19 protein-coding genes are annotated in these 21,228 nt (G+C 43.8%); 4 read left to right on the top strand and 15 right to left on the bottom strand.

Features of this window, described 5'->3' with window-relative positions; all coding sequences use genetic code 11:
* Nucleotides 1-10: 10 nt before the first annotated feature.
* From HOP08_03435 to HOP08_03420, 4 genes are all read left to right on the top strand, one after another.
* Complete coding sequence (locus tag HOP08_03435; GenBank protein NOT73955.1) at nt 11-937, top strand: DUF4097 family beta strand repeat protein; 927 nt, start codon at nt 11-13, stop codon at nt 935-937.
* Between the two features lie 87 nt (nt 938-1,024).
* Nucleotides 1,025-2,083 carry a hypothetical protein gene (locus tag HOP08_03430; GenBank protein ID NOT73954.1) on the top strand — a complete coding sequence of 353 codons (1,059 nt, stop codon included), beginning with the start codon at nt 1,025-1,027 and terminating at the stop codon, nt 2,081-2,083.
* A gap of 67 nt (nt 2,084-2,150) precedes the next feature.
* Nucleotides 2,151-3,434, top strand: a complete 1,284-nt coding sequence (locus HOP08_03425) for a Na+/H+ antiporter NhaC family protein (GenBank protein NOT73953.1) — start codon at nt 2,151-2,153, stop codon at nt 3,432-3,434.
* Between the two features lie 42 nt (nt 3,435-3,476).
* A complete protein-coding gene (locus tag HOP08_03420; protein ID NOT73952.1) occupies nt 3,477-5,261 on the top strand; it encodes a hypothetical protein in 1,785 nt (594 codons plus the stop codon).
* 20 nt (nt 5,262-5,281) lie between these two features.
* Here HOP08_03420 and HOP08_03415 read toward each other — a convergent pair whose 3' ends face one another.
* The 15 genes from HOP08_03415 to HOP08_03345 form a co-directional block, all read right to left on the bottom strand.
* Nucleotides 5,282-6,058, bottom strand: coding sequence for a DUF4349 domain-containing protein (locus tag HOP08_03415; protein ID NOT73951.1), 777 nt, complete (start codon nt 6,056-6,058; stop codon nt 5,282-5,284).
* Between the two features lie 56 nt (nt 6,059-6,114).
* Nucleotides 6,115-6,627, bottom strand: coding sequence for a GNAT family N-acetyltransferase (locus HOP08_03410; GenBank protein NOT73950.1), 513 nt, complete (start codon nt 6,625-6,627; stop codon nt 6,115-6,117).
* Nucleotides 6,624-7,076 carry a hypothetical protein gene (locus HOP08_03405; GenBank protein ID NOT73949.1) on the bottom strand — a complete coding sequence of 151 codons (453 nt, stop codon included), beginning with the start codon at nt 7,074-7,076 and terminating at the stop codon, nt 6,624-6,626. Before HOP08_03405 ends, HOP08_03410 begins: the two co-directional genes overlap by 4 nt.
* 822 nt (nt 7,077-7,898) lie before the next feature.
* A complete protein-coding gene (locus HOP08_03400) occupies nt 7,899-10,556 on the bottom strand; it encodes an FtsX-like permease family protein (GenBank protein NOT73948.1) in 2,658 nt (885 codons plus the stop codon).
* Nucleotides 10,517-10,849 (bottom strand): PadR family transcriptional regulator, encoded by a 333-nt coding sequence (locus tag HOP08_03395; protein NOT73947.1) that lies wholly within the window; start codon nt 10,847-10,849, stop codon nt 10,517-10,519. Before HOP08_03395 ends, HOP08_03400 begins: the two co-directional genes overlap by 40 nt.
* A gap of 533 nt (nt 10,850-11,382) precedes the next feature.
* Nucleotides 11,383-11,787, bottom strand: coding sequence for a hypothetical protein (locus HOP08_03390; GenBank protein NOT73946.1), 405 nt, complete (start codon nt 11,785-11,787; stop codon nt 11,383-11,385).
* 72 nt (nt 11,788-11,859) lie between these two features.
* Nucleotides 11,860-12,297: a hypothetical protein gene (locus HOP08_03385; protein NOT73945.1), complete on the bottom strand. Its 438-nt coding sequence runs from the start codon at nt 12,295-12,297 to the stop codon at nt 11,860-11,862.
* 20 nt (nt 12,298-12,317) lie between these two features.
* Nucleotides 12,318-12,809, bottom strand: coding sequence for a hypothetical protein (locus tag HOP08_03380; protein ID NOT73944.1), 492 nt, complete (start codon nt 12,807-12,809; stop codon nt 12,318-12,320).
* 9 nt (nt 12,810-12,818) lie between these two features.
* On the bottom strand, nt 12,819-13,250 hold the full coding sequence (locus HOP08_03375; protein ID NOT73943.1) for a SnoaL-like domain-containing protein: 432 nt from the start codon (nt 13,248-13,250) through the stop codon (nt 12,819-12,821).
* A 151-nt stretch (nt 13,251-13,401) separates the two neighbouring features.
* Entirely contained in the window at nt 13,402-15,117 is a 1,716-nt protein-coding gene (locus tag HOP08_03370; protein NOT73942.1) for a hypothetical protein, read from the bottom strand.
* Nucleotides 15,110-17,344 (bottom strand): hypothetical protein, encoded by a 2,235-nt coding sequence (locus HOP08_03365; GenBank protein ID NOT73941.1) that lies wholly within the window; start codon nt 17,342-17,344, stop codon nt 15,110-15,112. Before HOP08_03365 ends, HOP08_03370 begins: the two co-directional genes overlap by 8 nt.
* Entirely contained in the window at nt 17,341-18,549 is a 1,209-nt protein-coding gene (locus HOP08_03360) for a hypothetical protein (GenBank protein NOT73940.1), read from the bottom strand. The genes HOP08_03365 and HOP08_03360 overlap by 4 nt, the downstream gene beginning before the upstream one ends.
* The gene (locus HOP08_03355; GenBank protein ID NOT73939.1) at nt 18,549-19,352 is read right to left on the bottom strand and encodes a DUF58 domain-containing protein; all 804 of its coding nucleotides are present in this window, start codon (nt 19,350-19,352) and stop codon (nt 18,549-18,551) included. Before HOP08_03355 ends, HOP08_03360 begins: the two co-directional genes overlap by 1 nt.
* A 97-nt stretch (nt 19,353-19,449) precedes the next feature.
* A complete protein-coding gene (locus tag HOP08_03350) occupies nt 19,450-20,457 on the bottom strand; it encodes a MoxR family ATPase (protein NOT73938.1) in 1,008 nt (335 codons plus the stop codon).
* A 43-nt stretch (nt 20,458-20,500) separates the two neighbouring features.
* A complete protein-coding gene (locus tag HOP08_03345; protein NOT73937.1) occupies nt 20,501-21,118 on the bottom strand; it encodes a DUF4159 domain-containing protein in 618 nt (205 codons plus the stop codon).
* Nucleotides 21,119-21,228 lie beyond the last annotated feature (110 nt).

Below are 21,228 nucleotides of genomic sequence, written 5' to 3'. Positions count from 1 at the left end.
TTGAATTAAGATGAAAAACTATAAGATTATTTTAATAGTGATGCTGATGGCCGTAGCCTCTCTGGTGCACGCGCAGAATGCAAATGAATTTACAATTCCATTGAGCGACCCTTCAAAACGCGGAATGCTCAAAGCGTATCTTAAATATGGTTCCATCACCGTAAAGGGAACCGCCAGAAAGGATGTGCTCGTAAAGTACAACACCGCCAAACCTGAAAGGGCCAATCGCGACAATGATGGTGATGATGAAGGCGACGACGAGGATGACGATGACAAGAAGCGTCGTGTCAAATCAATTGTCAAGGTGGATGTTAATGTCAAGGTTGACGGGCAGGGTAAGAAAAGCGGGGAAGATCCATCAAAAGATGGCTTGAAGAAGATCAGCGGCAGCGGACTGCAACTGGATGCCAGCGAAAATGGAAACCTCGTCAAGGTGGGATCTGATTCCTGGAATGCAAGGACCAATCTTGAGATCGAAGTTCCTTCCGGAATGGATGTTAAAATAAGTGCCTACAATGACGGAGATATTATCTTAAGTAATGTTCAGGGTGAAGTGGAGCTGACAAACTATAACGGTCCGATCACTGCACTCAATATTACCGGATCGGTGATCGCCACCACGTACAACGGCACGATCAAAGTCACCTTTGATAAGGTAGATGGTGAGAAACCTATGTCTTATTCAACATACAATGGTGATATTGATCTTACTTTTCCTGCAGCAACGAAAGCTATATTCAAAATGAAGACCGAACGCGGAGATATCTACACCGGCTTCGAAATGAATATCACCAGCAGCGGACCAGTCAAACAGCAGGACAAGTCAGGCGGCTACAAGATGAAGATCGATGAATGGAAGAGGGGAGATATTAACGGAGGAGGTCCTGAATTCACTCTCAAGAATTACAACGGAGATATTTACATCCGCAAGAAATAGTAAAAGGTTAGTCAGGCGAAAAGAAAGTCGGGTGAAAGCCTGGCTTTTTTTATTTAAAACGGCTCCTGAAAATTGTATCTTCAGAGCATGAAAAAATCGATCAGGATCATTCTGCTGCTCATCCTCGTGCTCGGCATCTTTGCTTTTAAAAGCGTGTATCAATCGGGAGCCTTTAAAACCATCGTGAATAGTTTTTCCGGAACGACCCGCCAGGTGGACGGCATTGTGGGAGCGGAAGATATCACCATTGATCAGTCCACAGGGATTGCATTCATCTCTTCCGATGATCGCTGGGCTACCAAGATCTACAAGAAGCCTGTCAAGGGCGCTATCTATAGCCTCAACCTGAATGACTCCACCAGCAAACCTGTTAATCTCACACTTGATCTGGATCAGCAGGATTTTCATCCACATGGGATTTCTCTTTACCAGACTCCTCAAGGCAAGAAGATCCTGTTCGTTGTCAATCACCGGAACGATGGAAATGTTATTGAAAGATTTGAATACAGGAATGATTCATTAATCCTTATTGAATCCATACCAGACGACCTCATCATCAGTCCAAATGATATTATCGGAGTAGGAGAGCGGTCATTCTATATTACCAATGATCACAATGAGAAATTAAGCACATGGAGATATGTTAAGGACCTGCTCGCGATCGGCAATGGAAATGTCTGCTACTTTGACGGAGAGAAAATGACGATCACTTCCATTGAAGGAATGAAGTATGCCAATGGCATTGCCGTAAGTCTTGATGGGAAGAAGCTCTACCTGACTTCCACTACCGGCAAGTGTCTCTATATTTATGACCGAGACATTCCTTCCGGGAAACTCGTGGAGGTCGCAAGGATGGACAATGGAACCGGAGTGGATAATATCGAGATGGATACAAAGGGAGATCTGTGGATTGGCTGTCATCCCCAGATGCTGAAGTTTATTACTCACTCCAAGAACGAGGATGCCTGCTCGCCTTCCGAGATCATTAAGCTTACTAATCTCGGGAATGATAAGTTCCGGCAGGAAACCATTTATATGAATAACGGAAAAGAGATTTCTGCTTCCTCTGTTGGAGCTGTGTATAAAGATCTGCTTGTGATCGGGCCGGTATTTCAACGTCATATTACCATTGGTAAAATGAAATGATTGGCTGTTTAATCTATTAATTTGATAGATTAATAATATCTTGCGCCCCGAATAGAAATATCCCCTTATGATCTTAGAGAAAGGCAGATTCTCAGCCCTGCTTCCGCTGCTCGTCTTCTTGCTGGTGTATCTCACAAGCTCTATTGTGCTCGGCGACTTTTATAAAATGCCGGTGCTGGTGGCGTTCCTGATTTCAGCAGTGGTAGGATTTGTTCAATATCCACGATTACCATTTGGTCCAAAGGTGGATGTCTTCTCGCAGGGAATGGGCGACGCGAACATCATGCTCATGTGCTTTATCTTTTTGCTGGCGGGTGCTTTCGCCCAGATCAGCAAAAGCATCGGCGCCGTTGACTCCACCGTAAATTTTGCACTGGCATATCTATCACCAAGTCTTATCGTAGCAGGACTCTTCATGATTGCCTGCTTTATATCACTTTCACTCGGAACTTCCGTTGGAACAGTAGTGGCACTTGCACCCATTGCCGTCGGGTTGAATGAATCCATACCCGGAGTGCTGGCTGTATCATTGGCAGCAGTAGTGGGTGGAGCAATGTTCGGAGATAATCTATCAATGATCTCCGATACTACCATTGCGGCAACGCGCACACAGGGAGTGGGGATGAAAGAAAAATTTAAGGTCAACTTCTTTATTGCCCTGCCGCCGGCGATCATCACATTTCTGATCTACACTTTTTCCGGAGTGGTTTCCAATGAAACGGTGATCGTTCATTCTACCGATTACTCCATCATCAAGATCGTTCCTTATATTTTTGTACTGGCAACGGCGCTGATGGGATTGAATGTGATCTGGGTTCTGATCAGCGGTATCTTATTAACAGCGGTTGTCGGATTCTCCACCGGTTCCATTGATGGGTGGCAGGCGATCTCAGCGACGAATGCGGGAATGGCATCCATGTTTGAGTTGAGTCTGACATGTATGATCATCGGTGGAATTGTCGGACTGATCCGCTACCAGGGAGGTATTGATTATATTCTCTATCATGTTTCACGGTTGATCAAAACAAAAAGAGGAGGAGAGCTTGGGATTGCAAGTCTTACAGGACTTGTAAACTTTGCCATCGCGAATAATACCATTACTATTCTTATTGCCGGTCCCCTGGCTAAAACCATTGCCGATAGAAATGGTATTGATGGACGGCGCAGTGCCAGTATTCTTGATACCATTTCATGTTTTGTTCAGGGCATCATTCCTTATGGAGCGCAGATGCTGGCAGCGGTAGCCATTGCAAAGCAGCAGGTTTCACCGATCGACATCCTTGGAAATCTCTACTATCCTTTCCTGTTGGGATTGGCCACCATCGTGTTTATTTTTATCGGAAAGAAGTGATTTCGAAACGCCTCTTTGTTGAAATAAGCATAGAAAAGTAAGATGATGACCGACATTGCGGGTATTTACAAAGAGAGAGTTAAGGGATATTCTGAAAGACTGACGGAGATCGACCGCAGGATCCGCCAGATCGCTCTTCAAAGATTAATGAGCATACTCTTTACAGGAGTGTGTCTCTACCTCGGGTTCAGGATGAACCCATTATCATTTTTCCCTGCGGTTGGATTCTTCAGCCTGTTCCTGTTTCTGGTAAAGAAGCACACACTCACCTTCCGGAAAAGGGTCATCCTTGCAGAGCTTCTTTCCCTTAATAAAAAGGAAGCTGCTTTTAAAGAGGGTGACAAATCAGTTTTCGATGCGGGAATAGATTTCGATACGTCGCATCATCTATATGCTTTGGATCTCGATATCTATGGTACGGGATCACTGTTTCAGTCAGTCAATCGTTCTGCCACTACTTCCGGCAGAGAGTTGTTAAGTCAGAATCTTCTCAATCCTTTAACGAACAAGGAAGAGATTATTAAAAGGGCGGACTCCATTCATGATCTTGCAAAAGAGATTGACTGGCGACAGGAGTTCACTGCTATCGGTAGTCAGCTGGTGGAAAAACCAAAAGATTATGTTGAGTTGAAAGAGTGGCTTGCCATTCCTGATTTTTTTATTGGTCGCGGCCATTGGAGACCCATTATGTGGATCATGCCTGCGATTTCAGCAGGAGGGATCCTCTATTGCATTTTCACCTCTCAGTTTATTGCCTTGCTGGTATTCGGACCGTTTGCCATCAATACATTCCTTCTTTCCCTTCTTCTCAAACCTTTGAAAGAATATTTCCTTCGCTTCGGAGGTAAGACGAAGCAGTTCAAAAAGTATGCAGATCTGTTTGCGCACATCCGTGAAGGGAAGTTCAAGACACCACAGAACAAAGCACTTCAGGAACAATGTACCGATGCGTCGGAAGCTTTCGCGAAACTGTTTAAGTTGTCTAATGCTGCCGATCAACGACTGGGAGCAGGCGGTCCGATCATGAATGGATTATTCCTGATGGACCTCTGGAATGTTCTTGGAATTGAACAATGGAAGGACCGTCATAAAGATTCTTTCCCGCAATGGATCGATTCGCTGGTGACGATCGATATGCTCAGCAGCTTTTCAAACTTCACATTCAATCATCCTGATTTTGTTAATGCAACGATCTCAGAAGGTAAGGAGTTTATCTCGGCGAAGGAGATGGGACATCCTTTGATGGACACACAGGTGTCGATAAAGAATGATTACGACATTGGGGTTCAAAGCAAGGTGCATGTGATCACGGGATCCAACATGGCGGGCAAGAGCACATTCATCCGTGCATTGGGAGTGAATCTTGTACTTGCGTGCAATGGAGTTCCGGTATGTGCAAAGGAATTTAAATGCTCTATTCTGGGATTGATCACCAGCATTCGTATCACTGACTCATTGGAAGAGAATGCATCCTACTTCAAGGCGGAACTCATTCGTCTGGAAAGAGTTCTCGATCAACTGAAGACCGGTAAGCCATACCTGGTGCTGCTGGATGAAATACTACGCGGTACCAATTCCGACGATAAGAGACTGGGAACACAGTCCTTTCTGTTGAAGCTGAAGCAGTATAATTGTCTTGTGTTGCTGGCTACTCACGACCTCAGTATTGGCAAGCTTGAAAAAGAGTTTCCGGGCGAGGTAGAGAACTACTGTTTTGAAAGTCAGTTTTCAGAGGATGGTCTTTCGTTTGATTATAAGTTGAGAAAAGGAGTTTCTTCGTCTACCAATGCGACATTCCTGATGAAGAGAATGGGATTGATTGATTAGTAGTTACTGATTTTTTGCCTTCAGGATTTCTTTTTGCGCCGAAACCACCACCATCCTCCGACGATAATCATGATCATGAACGGCCAAAGCATGGCAAGACCGATTATAAAAGTCAGGAGATTGTTCCATCCATAGCCAAGTGAATCAACGAATCTTGAGGCAAATCCGAAATCCGTACCAATTGTTTTGTAATAGGTAACGTTGAGTGTGCTGAAAGAGACCTGACTTTTTAAATAGTTGAGTCTTCCTTCTGCCGATTCAATTTCTGTTCTCACGGCACCGATCTGTGCTTCAATGGCAAGAATGTCAGCAACAGTTTTGGCTTCTTTCAGGATCTCGCGATACCTCGCTTCCAGTTCTTTTTTTGTTTTTACCCGCGCTTCTGTGTCAATAAATTCTTCGGTTACATCCTGACTTGAAATATTCCTTGACTCTACTTCTTCAGCGATCGCCTCTATCTTCTGAATAAGTTCTTCGAATCGTGCCGAGGGCACGCGAATGATCTGACTGTATTGAAGTCTGTCTCCATAATTATTCTGACTTTCTGTTGAGATATATCCGTTGAATTCTTTGACGATTTTTTCTATTTCAGCTTTGGTCTTTTTCGTGTCATCTGTTTTGAAACTCAGATCTCCGTTTTTAATGAGCTTGCGTTCCACTGAAACGTTAGGAGCGGAGGAGAGCGCTTCATTCATACTACTCTGTTGCTCGCCGGATGGCGCCAACTCAAGACGGGACTTGTCTTTACTGCAGGAAAAGATGAATAGAGTTGCAAAGAGCAGCAGATGGATCTTCATGTTTGAAATTTTGATTAATAATGCAACGATATTCGGTTCGTCACAAAACTGTTGAATTAAAGTTTGTACTCCAGCAACGTCAGGGCCAGGTTTCTGTTATGAACCGGCAATTCCTCAGTGTCCGGTGTGGTGTATGTTTCTATAAATGAGAAACCGAATCCTTTATAGTATTCAATGATATTGGGATTGGCTGCCCAGGTATCCATACGGATGCTCTTGAGAGATCTTTGCTGAGAGTGTTCGATAGCCCATTCCATAATTCTTCCAAAAAGCTTCTGACCTTTGAACTCGGGGTTTACCACAATCCTGTGGAGGTAAATAGAATCTCCGTGGTCCATCGTGCGCCAGATCACTTTGTCGGTATAGCAGACGCTGAAGATGATGGCAACTTTTGAGTCGACGAGAACTTTGTACTGATTTTTATTTTCGATGTCGCGAACGATGGCATTATGGTCGTAGTTCCTCCAGACGGGATAACCGTGTTTTTCCTGATAGCTGATGGACTGTTCAAACAACCCATAGATCATATCAAGATCGGCCGGATTGGTATGGACTACATTCACTTTCATTTTGTATCCTTGATTTTATACCACCATCCGTCAAACTCACAATCGTTGTCAAAGCCGGTCTTGCACATGAGGTCGGTCCATTGTGTGACTGCAGTGCTGTTTATTTGAATGAGTGTTGACCAACCGCTCACTTCCCAAAGCACCTGATCTTCGTCAGATTTGTTGTACGTGTCTACGGTATAGTTGAGTTTCCTTAAACCGGCAACGAGATTGTTTGCTTTGTCCTGGTCGTCGGTATAGAAGCGAAGCTCTGCCTTTAGTAATGAATCCTCTTTGATTCCGTTTTCATGCAGAAGGGCGAGGACCCTTCCATTCAGTTCTTTTTGTTTGATGATATTGTTTTGAAAGCTTTCATCGCTGACGTAACGACGAGTGTTGCTCCTGAAGATCAGTATCCCTGCGGTTATGATGAAGCCGATGGTGATGATGAGAATGATCTTGTTTTTCATTGGAGCTGAATATCTCTTCCCACGGTATTAAAATTCTGACTATGGGATTGAAGATAAAGGGATTCTGTGAATGCCACAAAGGGTCACCTTTGATGTCTTTACTACGAAAAGAAAAATCCTGAACAATTTGTAACATCAGAAGGGTTTGATCGTATTTTTTGGTGTCATTCTCAACTGTCATTTGATCTTCAAACCTGGATTTTAAGAGGTTGATGGTGCAATTGGCAGTAAGTCGGAATTTCGGGTGAATAGCACACTTTTTCACCTCCGACGCTAGGTTTTACCTAGGTTCGAGCTAGGTTCTGCCTAGGTTCAGGCTAGGTTCTACCTAGGTTCAGGCTAGGTTCTACCTAGGTTCAGGCTAGGTTCTAGCTAGGTTCTGCCTAGGTTCAAGCTATGTTTCCACTACCCATTTCATAGGCTACTATCGGTTTAGTATCGGATAATGTCCCAATGAGTGACCTATCCGGGCCTATTTAGGACTATGTATTGCGTCCGATTGAGATCGGAGAAAAGTAAAAGCAATTTTATCTGTGTTCATAATATTGTTGCGTACCTACGGCACGCTGGCCCAACTAAATCATACGATTTCTACAAAGATTAGGTCCCTCCGGGACCAGCATCTACTTAAATGTCACATTGAGTTATTTGATAACGATCCTGAAGCTCTCACCTCTTGCATCTCGCATTAGGGTTGGTTAACGGTCCCGGAGGGTAGTTCAGAGTTGCACCGGCGTGCCGTAGGTACGCAACATTCCTTACAATGAATTTCATTTCCATCGTCACCCTACCAAGAGCAGTTTTTTACGGCTTGGCTCTCCACTACTCATACCTCAAAGCATTCACCGGATTTTCACGCGCTGATCGTATCGTATGATAACTTATAGTCAGCAGCGCGATGATAATCGTGATCAACCCTCCGGACAAAAATAACCACGGACTCATCGTGATCCGGTAACTGAAACTCTCCAGCCATTTGAACAATAAATAGTACGTTACCGGGCAGATCATTACAAACGATATTAGTATCAGCTTTGTGAAACTTGAGGATAGCATCGAACTGATCTGAAAATTAGTTGCTCCGAGCACCTTACGGATTCCAATCTCTTTTATTTTTTTGTTCATGGTAATCGCCACCAGTCCAAACAAACCCATACACGAAATGAAGATCGCAAAGATCGCGGTGATGGATATCACAGAACTCATCTGCTGATCAGACTTGTATAGATTATCAACATGCTCGTCGAGGAAAGAATAGGTGAAAGGGTAGGTCGTGATGTTCTTATCCCATACCTCTTTAAGTGCAGGAATTATTTCTTTTGCATGAGCGCCATCAATTTTAATGGAGATCTCATCATATCCCCACTCAGGCTTACAGACGATGGCAAGCATTCCGATCTTCGAATACAATGAATTATAATTGAAATCTTTCGCCACTCCGATAATGGCACCCAGTGAATCATTTTCATACCACGATTGTCCGGCAGGGATGCCAACAGGCTGTTTCATGTTCAGCTCACGCGCCATCGTCTCATTGATGATGAACGCCTTTCCATTATCCGTAAGAAATTCGCGTGAAAAGTCCCTGCCATCATTCAACGTGATCCCATACACTTTCAAATAGTCGAAATCAACATTCAGATTGGACGGTACAAAATTATAGATCCCTGTGTCGGTCTTTACTTTAAAGCCCCATCCGTTCAGGTTGGTGCCAAGTCGTTGACTGGAGGCTGTCACCCCCGACACAGACTGGTTACGCAGCCATTCTGTTCTTAGGACTTCAAGCTTTTTGTTGACTTCCCCATTCATTCCCACCAGTATGATCTGATCTTTGGTGAAGCCGATGTCAGTATTCTTCATGAAGGAAAGCTGGCGTGTGACGACCAGTGTGCCGATGATCAATCCGATGGCCAATCCGAATTGCAGAACGACCAAAGAGTTCTGGAAGATGGATCTCCCCTGAGTTTTAATTCCACCCTTTAATACGGAAGTAACATTGAATGAAGTCATGTAGAATGAAGGATAGATTCCCGTTAACAAACCGAGGAGTATGGTTACTGCTACCAGCAATCCGGCCTGTATGGGATGAGCAAACAATGATGAAAGCAGAAGTTGTCGTCCGGTAAGTTGATTTACGAATGGAATCAGGAACAGGTCAAGGAGCATGGCTAATACCAACGCCAGCAGTGCCATTACCGTTGATTCAAAAATAAATTGCCCGAAGAGTTGCGTTTTCTTTGCTCCAATAGATTTTCGAATGCCAACTTCTTTCCAACGGTAGGACGCCCGAGCCGTGGTAAGGTTCATAAAATTCACGCAAGCGATCAATAATATGAAGATGCCTGTGATCCCAAAGACTTTCAGATAAGTACCATTAAACTTTCGATAGTTGTTGTAGTCGTGATCCATATCCGTGGATTGCAAATGAACATCTGATAGTGGCTGCAATTGTAATGTTGTTCCCTTGTCAGGATCTTTTATGCCCGTGTGCCGGATCCAGAAGTCGGAGAGCTTTGATTCAAGCTCTTTGTTGTCTGCACCATCGTGAAGCAGGAGGTAGGTGTTTAAGAAACTTCCTTCCCAGGTGGAGCTGAACATTTTATTTTTCCCAAAAGTTGAAATGGAAAGAAGAGCATCGAACCTCAGGTGAGAGTTTTCTGGAGTGTCTTTGAGGATCCCGGTAATTTTATATTCAGTGTCCTGAATGGTGATCGCTCGCCCGAGAGACTCATCGGTATTTTTGAAAAGTTTTAATGCTGTTGATTCCGTAAGGATCACAGAATTGGGTTCGGCGAGGGCAGTGGCGCGATTGCCGGATTGCAGATTGAAGTCAAAGATGTTGAGGAAAGTGCTGTCAACGGCGGCAACACTGTTAATCAAAAGGTGATCATCGCCATTTGTGAATGTCATTTTTCCCTGAGTCCAGTAGCGCGTGAAGCTTGCAACCTGTGGGAAGTCTTCGGCAATGGATGGGCCAGTCCATGCATTCGTCAATGCAATCTTTTGGGTGCCGTTTCCGGAATAATGAGGCACTCCATAGATGCGATAGACAGAAGATCTGTTTGAATGGAGAGAGTCAAAGCTGAGCTCATCGGAAATGAAGAGATAGATGACCAGGCATGAGGACAGTCCGATGGTAAGACTGAACATGTTGATAAAGGAGTAGAGCGGACTGAGCCTGATGTTTCTGAGGGAGAGTTTAAAGTAGTTGAGTAACATCATGATATTGATTAGTTGAAATGAAAACTTGTTTCGCATAATAATTTCCGGCCGCAAATAGCGGATGGCATTCAGGGTTAATCTTAACCTTGCTTTTCGTTGTCCAAACTTTCTATGGTCTTTATAGAAATTCTGCAGGAGGTCGCCTTCGATCTCTTCGATCAGGTGGTCAGGGCAGACGGCTCTTAAGAATTTTAATGGCCATTGAGGTATCTGGTCATTCATATCCCGGACATCTTTAGTTGTGGGATCAATCTCCATAATTCGAGTCTTCCGTCTTTCATTCTTCGGAGCATGACGAATCCTGCATTGGTTACGGTGTAGATTCGTTTTCGTCGACCACCTCGTTCATTGGTAGAGCCGCCGAAAGCGGATTTGATCAGACCTTTGTCTTCAAGGCGGTAGAGAGTAACATGCAGCGCACTGATGTTGATGTTTCGGTCTTGCCGTTTTTCAATTTCTTCGGCGATGGCGGCACCGTACGCCTCTTTTTGAAGCACACCCACCATAGTCAGTACCAGTTCTTCAAATTCTCCAAGGTATTCCTTGCCCATTTCCTTATGTTTTGTCAAGCAAATAAGGAATTAAATTAAATATTTACAATGCAGAGGGAGGGTCAGGATGGGGGATTTGGAGGGAGGGAATCACAGACATTGAGGCTTTTACTTAAGAATAAAATGCAGGATCATTGTATAGTACCAAGACTATATGCGTGGCGGATTAGTGGATAAGAAACTTTTGCTCCGAAAATGGATTTACACAGATGCAGCTAAAGCTGCGGAAGGATATGAACAGCGTTTGCTTTAGAGATCAACTCATGCTTTCAAAATGTAAGTGTTTATAATATTGTTGCGTACCTACGGTACCCCGCAATGGATATTATGTATGAGATTAATGCGCGCGTAAAAAATCTCGCCCACTTTGGGGCTTATGCAATTTTGCTTTGGAAACCCTGGCCTGCAGCCAGGGCTAAAAAATCTCGACCCTTCGGGCCTTGGGTTAAAGATCATCTATAGCCTTAGCTTTTATTATTCCACTGTTAATTTATCAGGGCGGCCCCAAATAATTTTGGAGGGAGATAAGCAGGCTATCTCTTACCCAACTTCTTCAGGACTTTTTTTCTATCCTGATCGGTAAATAATTTCGCGGGTGTAAGGATAAAGGCATCGTAACCACCTGATTCTTCTTTTTCTGCCGGAGTGAGTATTGTGAGTGAGTAGGGTTTCTTCTTGTTCGTCCCGAGTCTCGGTCTAACAAAAGTGTTGAAATACTCTTTCTTTGTCAGGATGTAATTCCCGCGTATTCCCCCCAGAAATGCAATTCTCTTTCCTTTAAAATCAAATTCAATTTTACTGTCGCTGAAGTCCGAGTTCAGGAAAGAATATTCTTGCCTGTTGAGTATCAGGTTGTCACCAACTCCCAGACTGTCGGGTTGCTGGGCCAAAAGACTTGATGTCAATAAGATCAAAGAAACTAATGGAATGATTTTCATCAATTAAACTTAATCAAAATTATTATTGCTTATAATTCTTTGAGATACTCTATCCATTATTCAAAACCTAAGTTACGACAATTGCAATTTTTCAGCTAAATGATCTCGTAAAGCATCAATTATTTTACGGGTAGGATATCGGTCAATTTGTATTCGTCTTTTGTCAGTAATTAAATAGAGTATGAAGTATTTCTGGTTGTCCTGTTCAATTAAAACGTCTTTTATCTCAGTGTGTTTGAATGATTGATGCTTCAATCTCAAGTTCCCAAGCCTGAAATATAAATCTAGAACTTCGGGATTCTGTGAAGATATCTCCCACTGCATTCGTTTTGCCAAGAATAAGATGAGACCTGTCAGTAGGATGCCGAGAACTGCGAAAGGTATGAGTAAATTTCTTTGGTTATAGATCAATGCTACTCCAGTAATTTGATAAACAACAATTATTCCACCGAAAATTAGTGCCTTGTTTTTTGCTTGCTTTAAACTATTTAGAGGAATGGTGTTTTTCATTGATCAGATAAATATCAAGATTAAATGATCTCCAGGTTGTAAGCGATGTTCCCTTTCAGGCCGAATAGAAAATAGTCCTGGGGTATAGGTCCGTTGGACAAACTCCAGATCAGATAACCTTTTTGTTCATCCTCTTTCACAATTCTTAATTGTCCGCCGGTTTTTTCTTTTAAATAGTTGGCATCCCACTCATAGAATTTCCTGACAAAGTTTTGGGGTGTGACTTCAGGATTGTTGTGAGAGAACTCATACCGATCCCATGGCTGAAGTGCAATGGCAATCCCAACGGAGTCTGGTCCATCGAAAAAGTATTGCCCGCTCACGTGATTTTCCTTTACCTTCTTCCATTGACCCTGGACTTTCACCGTGCCAAATGGTAAGATCATGACCGAAGTCTGGTCTTTCGTTTCATCATAGGAGTCAGAGTATAATATTGATATTGACCTGGTGGAAGAACATGATAGCAAAATTGCTCCAAGAAAAATTATCAGAAGATTTTTTACTGATCTCATGATTGATTGTTACTTAGGTAGAAGTCCGATCTGCTGCATGATGGCTAAGCTATCCATTAAGTTCCACGTTTCAATGATCAAACCATCTTCGTCGAAGTGGTGCAGGTCCCAGAATGTGGCTGTAATCTTTTTGTTGGTGGGCGGAACGCCTAACACCACCTGTGAATGGGTTGCTGTTGCAACGCTTCTGCCCATTACCCAATTGTCTTCCGCAACAGCGTGTTCAACGGTGATCTGAATGTCCGGCCAGGTTTGATGGAGACCTTCCAGAAACTTTTGGATCCCGGCCCGCCCTTTCTCACTTTGCTTTGATTTGACTTCGTGATGGAGAGCATAGAAGAGAATGCACTCATCCACTTTTTTATGGTTGAATGCTTCTTTGGCTTTCAGGTAGTTCTGCTTATTTCTGGCAGATGATTCAATTTTGGTGAGGTTTTTCATTTTGAGGGATGCTTATTTGTCTTCACTCTTGTGGTTCATATTTACTCAACCTTCTTCCATTCATAACGACCGCCCTGATTCACGACAAATTTTGTTACCTTACCCTTATCATCTTTTATAAACTCCAGCGTTGCGGCACTGAGACACTACCCTACAGCTTCGGCGCGAGCCACAGAAACCCGCTTGCCATCAGAAATATCAGGTAAAACCACAGCATGGATATCTCACGGTATTGATAGGTCTTTGCAGATGCCGTCAAAGTTGCTGTCGATGTTGCGAATTTATTTTTAGTGATCTGATCGTTCACTCTTAAAGAATTCCATTCGCCTTTTCCGGATACATAATAATTGAACCGCGTAGAGTCTTCTTTAATGAATAACTGATGCCAGCCTTTCTTTCCTGCCCACAACCTGCCGCTCCACACATCGTCCAGTAAGACATCTTCCGCTAAGGGAATGGATATTCCATCTGCATAGACGATCGGCCGTGTACCGGATGTGATGATCTCAAATTGAAGCGACTCATTCTCATAGTAAGGAAATGAATTCTTCATTCTCATCCTGAACATCTGATTTTTGATTCTCGAAGTCTGTTCAATCAATGGCGCCCATAGCGACGCATAGTCGTCTTCATTTCCTTCCAGTGTCATGCGATAGGTCTCTTTCAAAAGCTGAAACCCTACCTTGCCGGCACCCATATACTGATACCCTGACATCATTCTTTCATGATGATTTGTGATCGCATTAATCGATGCATCGTTGGCAACAGTCAACGGCTGTGCCGGTAAAGTATAATTTCTATCATCCAACTGCAGATGTACAGTATCAGTAGCGATCACTTTTGATTCAACAGAAAGGAATTGCTTCAGGCTGTTTCCTTTTTCCGGAAGGTCCAGTATGATCATTCCCAGTCCCGACTGAATAGCTTTTTTAAGAACACTCTTTTCCAGATCCGATAACTCCGACAGGACAGAGCTATCAATGAACACAAGATCTGTAGCGGCAGCAATCTCCGGTGTGACGCGACTGATCTTTCCCGGCATCGTGTTGGCGTATTCGTATTTGAAATTTGTCTTTGAAGTCTGGTACCGGATCGAGAGTGAATGACCTTTCGCTGACAGGTAATTTTTCAGATACCGGATCTCTGCACTTGGGAATTTCAAAAGCACAAGAATGTTGAGCTTCTCATCCGGCAGCACCTCCAATGGCAATGGATCGCTGGTCTTCGTATTGTTAGTTTGTGTGGTTAACTGATAAACGAAAAGCCCTGCCTGCTTCGGACGAATGTCAAGCGTAAAATTCTTTCTGCCCCCTTTCAACAGAACTGAATCTTCAGCTCCCGCCGGTCCGGTAATTTTTATCCTGATGTCTTGCTCTGTATTGACTGTTCCCCTGATGGTGTTTTTGCGATTCGCATGAATAGCTTCCGGCATGATCCATTGGATAATTCCTGTGGAGGGCTTCCCGGGGATGAATTGAAAGCTTTTGCTATCCAACATTTCAAGGGAGTCGGAGGATAAACCATTGCCAAGAATGAAGCGTATGTCCTTGTTGAAAATATCAGGTGATCCTTGCTGTATGGTTTCAATCGAAGGATAGACCTTCCTAAGACTGTCAAGTGTAGAAGACTGATAACCTTTTGTAAGTAATATGGATTGTGATCCTGTTCCTTCTTCTTTCAATGCCGGACGAAGAGTGATTCCCAGCAATGCAAAAATGACCAGCACGATTGCAATGATCCTTGCGATCAGGAGATTTTGCCTTCGTGAATATTCTTTCCAGATAAAGAATATCAGTGCAGCAGCAGAAACCAGTGCGATGCTCCAGAGAGGAAATACAGGATGAAAAGTGATAAAGAAATTATTCATTCTTTATGGTTTCTAAGCTTTTCAGAAATTTCTCATCCAGCATATGCATCGGATTTTGAATTCCTGCCGGGGATGCCGATGATGCAGGAATAGCTCTCCACAATGTTTTTCTTACTTGGAGAAGCGTCTTGCTCATGTTCTCCGCTTTCACCTTGTCATCCACCAAAGATTTCAATAATGTCAGCGTGCCAAGATAGGATGGTTGTTCAATCGCTTCCATGGCAAGCTCCTGACCCGCAGCCATAAACCTGTTCTTTTGTTCTTCCGACAGTATGGTTGCATTTCCCTGAAGCAGCTTTTCGGTCATGATCAATGCCTGGCGGATAGCGGGATATTTTATTTTCACGTCGCTGGCGTAACGATTGGTATTGGTCCTGACTTCCGTCAGATCTGCCGTCAGTCTTTTTTCTTCTTTCAATGGGGGAGGATCAAATCCGGAGCGATGCACATACACGCGTGAATCATTGCTGATCTCTTTCAGAAGATTAAGTGCCTTGTATTGATACGGAAGTGATTTAGCCGGATCAAATAGCCGGAGGTGAAGTTCGGCATCCCACATGATGGCCAGCGCTGCCTTTAATTTTGCCTTGACTGATTGAAAGAGGAAGGTAGCTTCTTCACTGTTGTCGTGCTGATGCATGAATGCTTTCATGGGATCTTCTTTCTTGGGCTCGACAAGATTGTGCTCGTTCTCGGTATCATGCTGATGACCGTATTGCTTCATGACATCTTTATCTTTTTCTTCTCCTTCATGCTCACTTTCTTCGACAGCTTCCGCCGCTGCTTCGGTTCCGATGCCGGAATCCGCTTCTTCACCCATGAATTGTCCATAACGAAGTCGCAGGGCTTTCTGATCATACCCAAGCTCGTTGCTGGTGGAATTGAATTCCTGCTTTGAAATTTTCTTACGGTCTTTTAATAGTTTCTCGGTATCAATGATGATCTGCCGTTGACTGCGGAAATATTCAGGCAGCAGGTCAACGCCCAGTCCGTCGTCCATCATGGCGATCTCCTGGGTAGTGTCTTGCAGGGCAATGAAGAATGTTTCAGTACGATGATGATTTGCTTCCGGAACTTTATTGTCGAATGCCTGAACATAGAAATACAGTTCATCACCCGGTTCGAGTCCGAGTTTTAAAAGATCCAGTGTAAGAGATGCCTGCACATTCTTTCCATTGATCCTTTGTGGATTTGTAAACAGCAGCTTTTCTTCCCTGAACTTAACAGACTCACCACTTCCTTTGCTCACCGTGGCGATGATGTGGCCATCGGTTAAGCCGTAGTCGTCACTGAGGGATGAATTGACACCTACTTTTAAATTATCCGTAAAGCGAAGTTTTGTGAATTGCTCAAGGTTGGTGATAGAAACTTTAGGAGGTTCATCTTTGATAACTTCTATTCTGAAATAATCGGAGCGGTGTGTCTTGTTTTTGTAACGCCATTGCAGCTGATAGAAGCCGGACTCGGTCATAGATCTGGAAATGCTGTATCGGTCTGATGTCTTTACGAGATCAGTTGAATCATTACCGGAGAAAATGATACTGGCGGCGGTAACGTCATTGGTGAAGATGGCCTGCCACGTCACCTTGCTTCCTTCCGGAAAGGAGATGTTGCTACCGTGTGCGACAAATGATTTTACCTGTGTGTAGGAAGGAGGAGTGATGCTGATGGATAACGATCTTAAATCAGCCGTGGTGGTATCATTTACTATGGATTCTTTCTCAGCTTCGATTGTTTTTTCTTTTACCAGAACTTTCTCACCGGGTGCTGCTGCAAACGAAGAGAGAAGAATATAGATGACCCCGCATGCGGCGAAAATCCCGAAGGCCTGCGCAATGTGATTCGGTAATTTTATTTCAGGATAAAGCTGATGGAACTGTTGCTGGGTCTGGACTTTCTGAAGACGCTGAAGCCCGGTCAATTCACTGTCATTACTCAAAAGCAGATCTGCGCTTTCTTTTAGCTGAGGATAGTTTTTATTCAGATAGCTGATGAAGAATCCGGTGTTGAGGCTGAACAGATGATAATGAACACCTCGTATTATTCCCACCACAATACCTGCCAGGATAGAGATCGCATAGAGATAGATTGACTCCTGTACCACCAATCCCGCTACCGCTTTTGTGAGCAATATAGTAGCCATCGTCAATAACAGGATCTCCACACTGCGTAGTAACACGTAGCGGGTCTTAAGCCTTCCCAAATTAAATCCTGGTTCTGAGCTCATTGATTTTTATGGTATGCCACCATCCGTTCTGTTAATAAGATCAACAACAAAAATACAATCAGGTAAGGATCTGCTTTTTCGGTTATGGGATTTGTGATTATAGCCGACAAAGGATTGGATGCTGATGCCCACACCACTGAATCAGGCATGACCCTTCTGTCGTTGGCGGCGACAATCCCTTCCAGTGAATCTCTTTCCGGAAGAAGAACAGAGGCGATCTCCAATGTCAGATTCTCTCTCAGGGCAGTCTCTTCATTCAAGCGTCTGGTAATGATCCATTGATCTGGTTGTGAATGAATGATGAGACGTTCTGAATTCTGCGGTGCCAGTATAATTGATTTTGAAGAAGCTTTAGAGTTATTGGACAGTAGGGAAATAGAGATATCGACTGGTGCTGATGTATCAACTGATCCTGATTCTTTAATGACCAGATCAACAGGATAGCTATTCTGAATTGTTTTCAGCACAGCCATCATGATCTTTCTATCGTACGTGTGCCCGGGGTCGCTTGCGAGCAAGACGGAAATAGTTTTAGCTGGCTTTGCTTCAATACCCTTATTGGAAATTTCATTGATGAACGATGTTCCATCACTTCCTGTGATTCCCTTACGGACAATGATGCTGTCATTGCTTTTCTTAATGGCCGCAAGAATATATTCTTTATCAGGAAGTCCGACACTGATCCACCGGATATGATCAGGAACAAATGATCGCGTGCCGCTAAAGCCGGAAACTTTATTCTGTGCAAAGACCAGTACTTCCGATGTCTGTGTGAGTAGAATATCATTAACAATTCTTCTGTAATTACTCAGGGGCTTCCATTCAGCGCTATCTTTCAATAAAGGAAAATCTTTTGCCAGCCAACGGCTTTCATAGCCCTGATCTTTAAGACTGTCAAGAATAGAGGTCACCTGCTTCTGGTTCTCTAATCCTTTTTCGATCAGCACCCACTTCTTGTTGTTGGTGGATTTCCAATGCGGACCACTTAACAATAAGCTGAAAAGAATAATGAGCAGACATCGCAAGGCGAGGAGCAGTAGTTCATTCAGTCTTAAGCTTTTGAATTGCTTTGTGCTGGTCTCCTGCACGTGACGGATACTTCCCAGTCTTATAACTTTTCCTTCTTTCCTGCTGAGCAAATGGATTGCAACTGGAATTGCGAGTCCGGCCAATGCCCAAAGGAATATCGGTTGAGAGAGTTGCATTACCGGATGAGGCTTTTACGAATGGTAAGGAAATTCCGCAGAGCAGTCTCTACGGGTTCATCCAGCATTTGAAGATTATAGGTGATCTGTTTTTCCAGCATCCATCCCCTGGAGATCTGAAGCCATTCTTTTACCCTTCCGGAATATTCCTTTTGCTGCTGAACGGTATCTGCTTTGGTACGGACTCCGGTCTCAAGATCCTCGAATGTAAATGAGCCATTAAAGTCAAACTCTGTTTCGTGTTTTCCCATCAGGTGGAAAACGATGACCTCATTGCGGGGTGTCTTGAGTCTGGAAATAAATTTCTGTAGATCTTCACTGTCATCATAAAGATCGGTCATGAAGATGATCATCTCTTTTCCGTGATGATCAAACAATTGTTCGACGCCGCCATTCCTGTTCCAGGTTCCTTCACTTTTAAGGTGAACCAGTTCATTTAAAAAACGAATGAACTGCTGTTGTTCGAAACGCGGCTGTACAACTTTTATATTCTTATCATTGACGGCATACAATCCGAATGTATCGCTTTGCTTACGTGCGAGATAGGCGAGGGCGGCCGTCATCACTTTGGCATATTGCAATTTAGTGATGCCATCTTCTCCATACGACATGGAGTGACTGGCATCGATCATAAACTTTACAGTGATATTGGTTTCAATCTCGGCCTGCTTGATGTAATATCGTTCTGACCGTCCAAACATTTTCCAGTCGAGCTGGCGCAGATCATCTCCGGGCTGATAGCTTCTGTATTGACTGAACTCCTGACCCGATCCGACCGACTGACTTTTATTACTTCCGCTCATGAATCCTTCCACAATAACACGCGCTACCAGCTCAAGACCGCTGACGGTGTTGAGGGTTTCGGGTTTGAGAAGTTGCCTGATGCGCGGATCCAAAGTGTCAGAGAGTTTTTCTAAGCGTGATCGTGGTGAGCAGATGCTTTGTTACGTCGTGCGGTGTGACACCTTCCGCTTCTGCTTTGAAGTTCATGAGAATGCGGTGGCGTAATACGGGATACGCAACGTGATGAATGTCCTCTTGCGTAACGGCAAAGTTTCCATGCAACAATGCCCTGGCCTTTGCGGTGAGGATCATTGCTTGTCCTGCGCGCGGACCGGCACCCCAGCGTACCCATTCGTTTACATACTTTGATTCACTTTGATCAGCGCGGGTAGCACGTACGATGCGACTTACGAGATCAATGAGGTCATTGTTGATATGCACATCGCGAACAAGCTTTTGAGCTTCCAGAATTTTGCTGCCTTCGATTATTTTTTTGATCTGACTGCCTTTGCGTCCGGTTGTATTTTCAAGGATCGATCTTTCTTCTTCTGCGGTGGGGTATCCTACTTTGATATAGAGAAGGAAACGATCCAGTTGTGCTTCCGGTAATGGGAATGTTCCGGATTGTTCAATAGGATTCTGAGTGGCAAGGATGAAGAAAGGTCTTTCCAGCGGATAGGTTGTTCCGGCATACGTAACCTCAAATTCCTGCATGGCTTCCAGCAATGCCGATTGTGTTTTGGGGGAAGTACGGTTGATCTCATCGGCAAGAATGATGTTGGCGAAGATGGGACCTTTGTTGAATTTGAAGATCCGTTTTCCGGTGGTATGATCTTCTTCCAGGATCTCTGTTCCGATAATGTCGGAAGGCATGAGATCAGGAGTGAACTGAATTCTGCGGAAGCGAAGGTCGATCGCTTCTGATAAAGAGCGTATCATTAAAGTCTTCGCGAGACCTGGAACGCCCTCCAGTAAGGCATGACCGCCAGCGAGGAAAGTGATGAGGAGTTGATCGATGATCTCTTCCTGACCAACAATGACTTTACTGATCTCTTTCTTCAGCTCTTTCAGTTTTTCGATGAGATCTTTTACGGATGCTTCCGTTGCTTGTAAATTTTCGTTCATATTATTTTATAGTTGCCAGCACGCTGTTTCTTTATCACCACGATTATGAAGTAAGAGCATACATGATAATGTTCACACTAAACCTTGTATTGTCTATTCTGTAAAATCTTTTGTTTCTGAAATCGTAATCCCATTCACATCCATAATCTTTATTGCTATACAAGACACCGATCTTGTCGTTGATCTCTACAGCCTTGAGGTAATTATGAACGATGTCATCTCCCCAGCCATTGAGTTCCTGTCCGGTGGTAGGAGGGCCGTCGAACTTGAAGAAGGATGAATAGATCGCATGGCTGTTGGGTATTTTGTTCAGCGACTTAGGTCCAAAGATCTGCGTCATCTGAGCTTCAAATGATTTGGCAAAGAGCCCGTCGATATCATGATTGCAATCATCCACAAATACAAACCCACCGTTGCGAACATACTTTTCAAAATTCTCCCGCTCCCGGGAGGTGAACTCCACCAGCTTGTGCCCGCTCAGGTAGCAGAACGGACATCGGAAGACCTCATCACTACTCAACGGCACAACGTTCTCCTGAGTTTCGATCTGAAGGGTAGTATATTCTATGAGGGAGTTCAGGACATTTGCAGGCATACGCTGATCCACATCCCAGTCGCCGGATTCGTATTGCAAGCGTGTAAAAAAGAACTTATTCGGGATCTCCATTCGGACTAAAGTTCCTATATAAAATTGACTCTGAAATTGAAATTTATATGGGTGGAAGCGTAATCGTTTGCTGATCCTTTTGCCTTGATCGGCGATCAGAAAAT

It is taken from the genome of Cyclobacteriaceae bacterium (assembly GCA_013141055.1).
Taxonomy (GTDB): Bacteria; Bacteroidota; Bacteroidia; order Cytophagales; family Cyclobacteriaceae; genus ELB16-189.
This window is presented reverse-complemented; position numbering and strand designations above follow the sequence as displayed.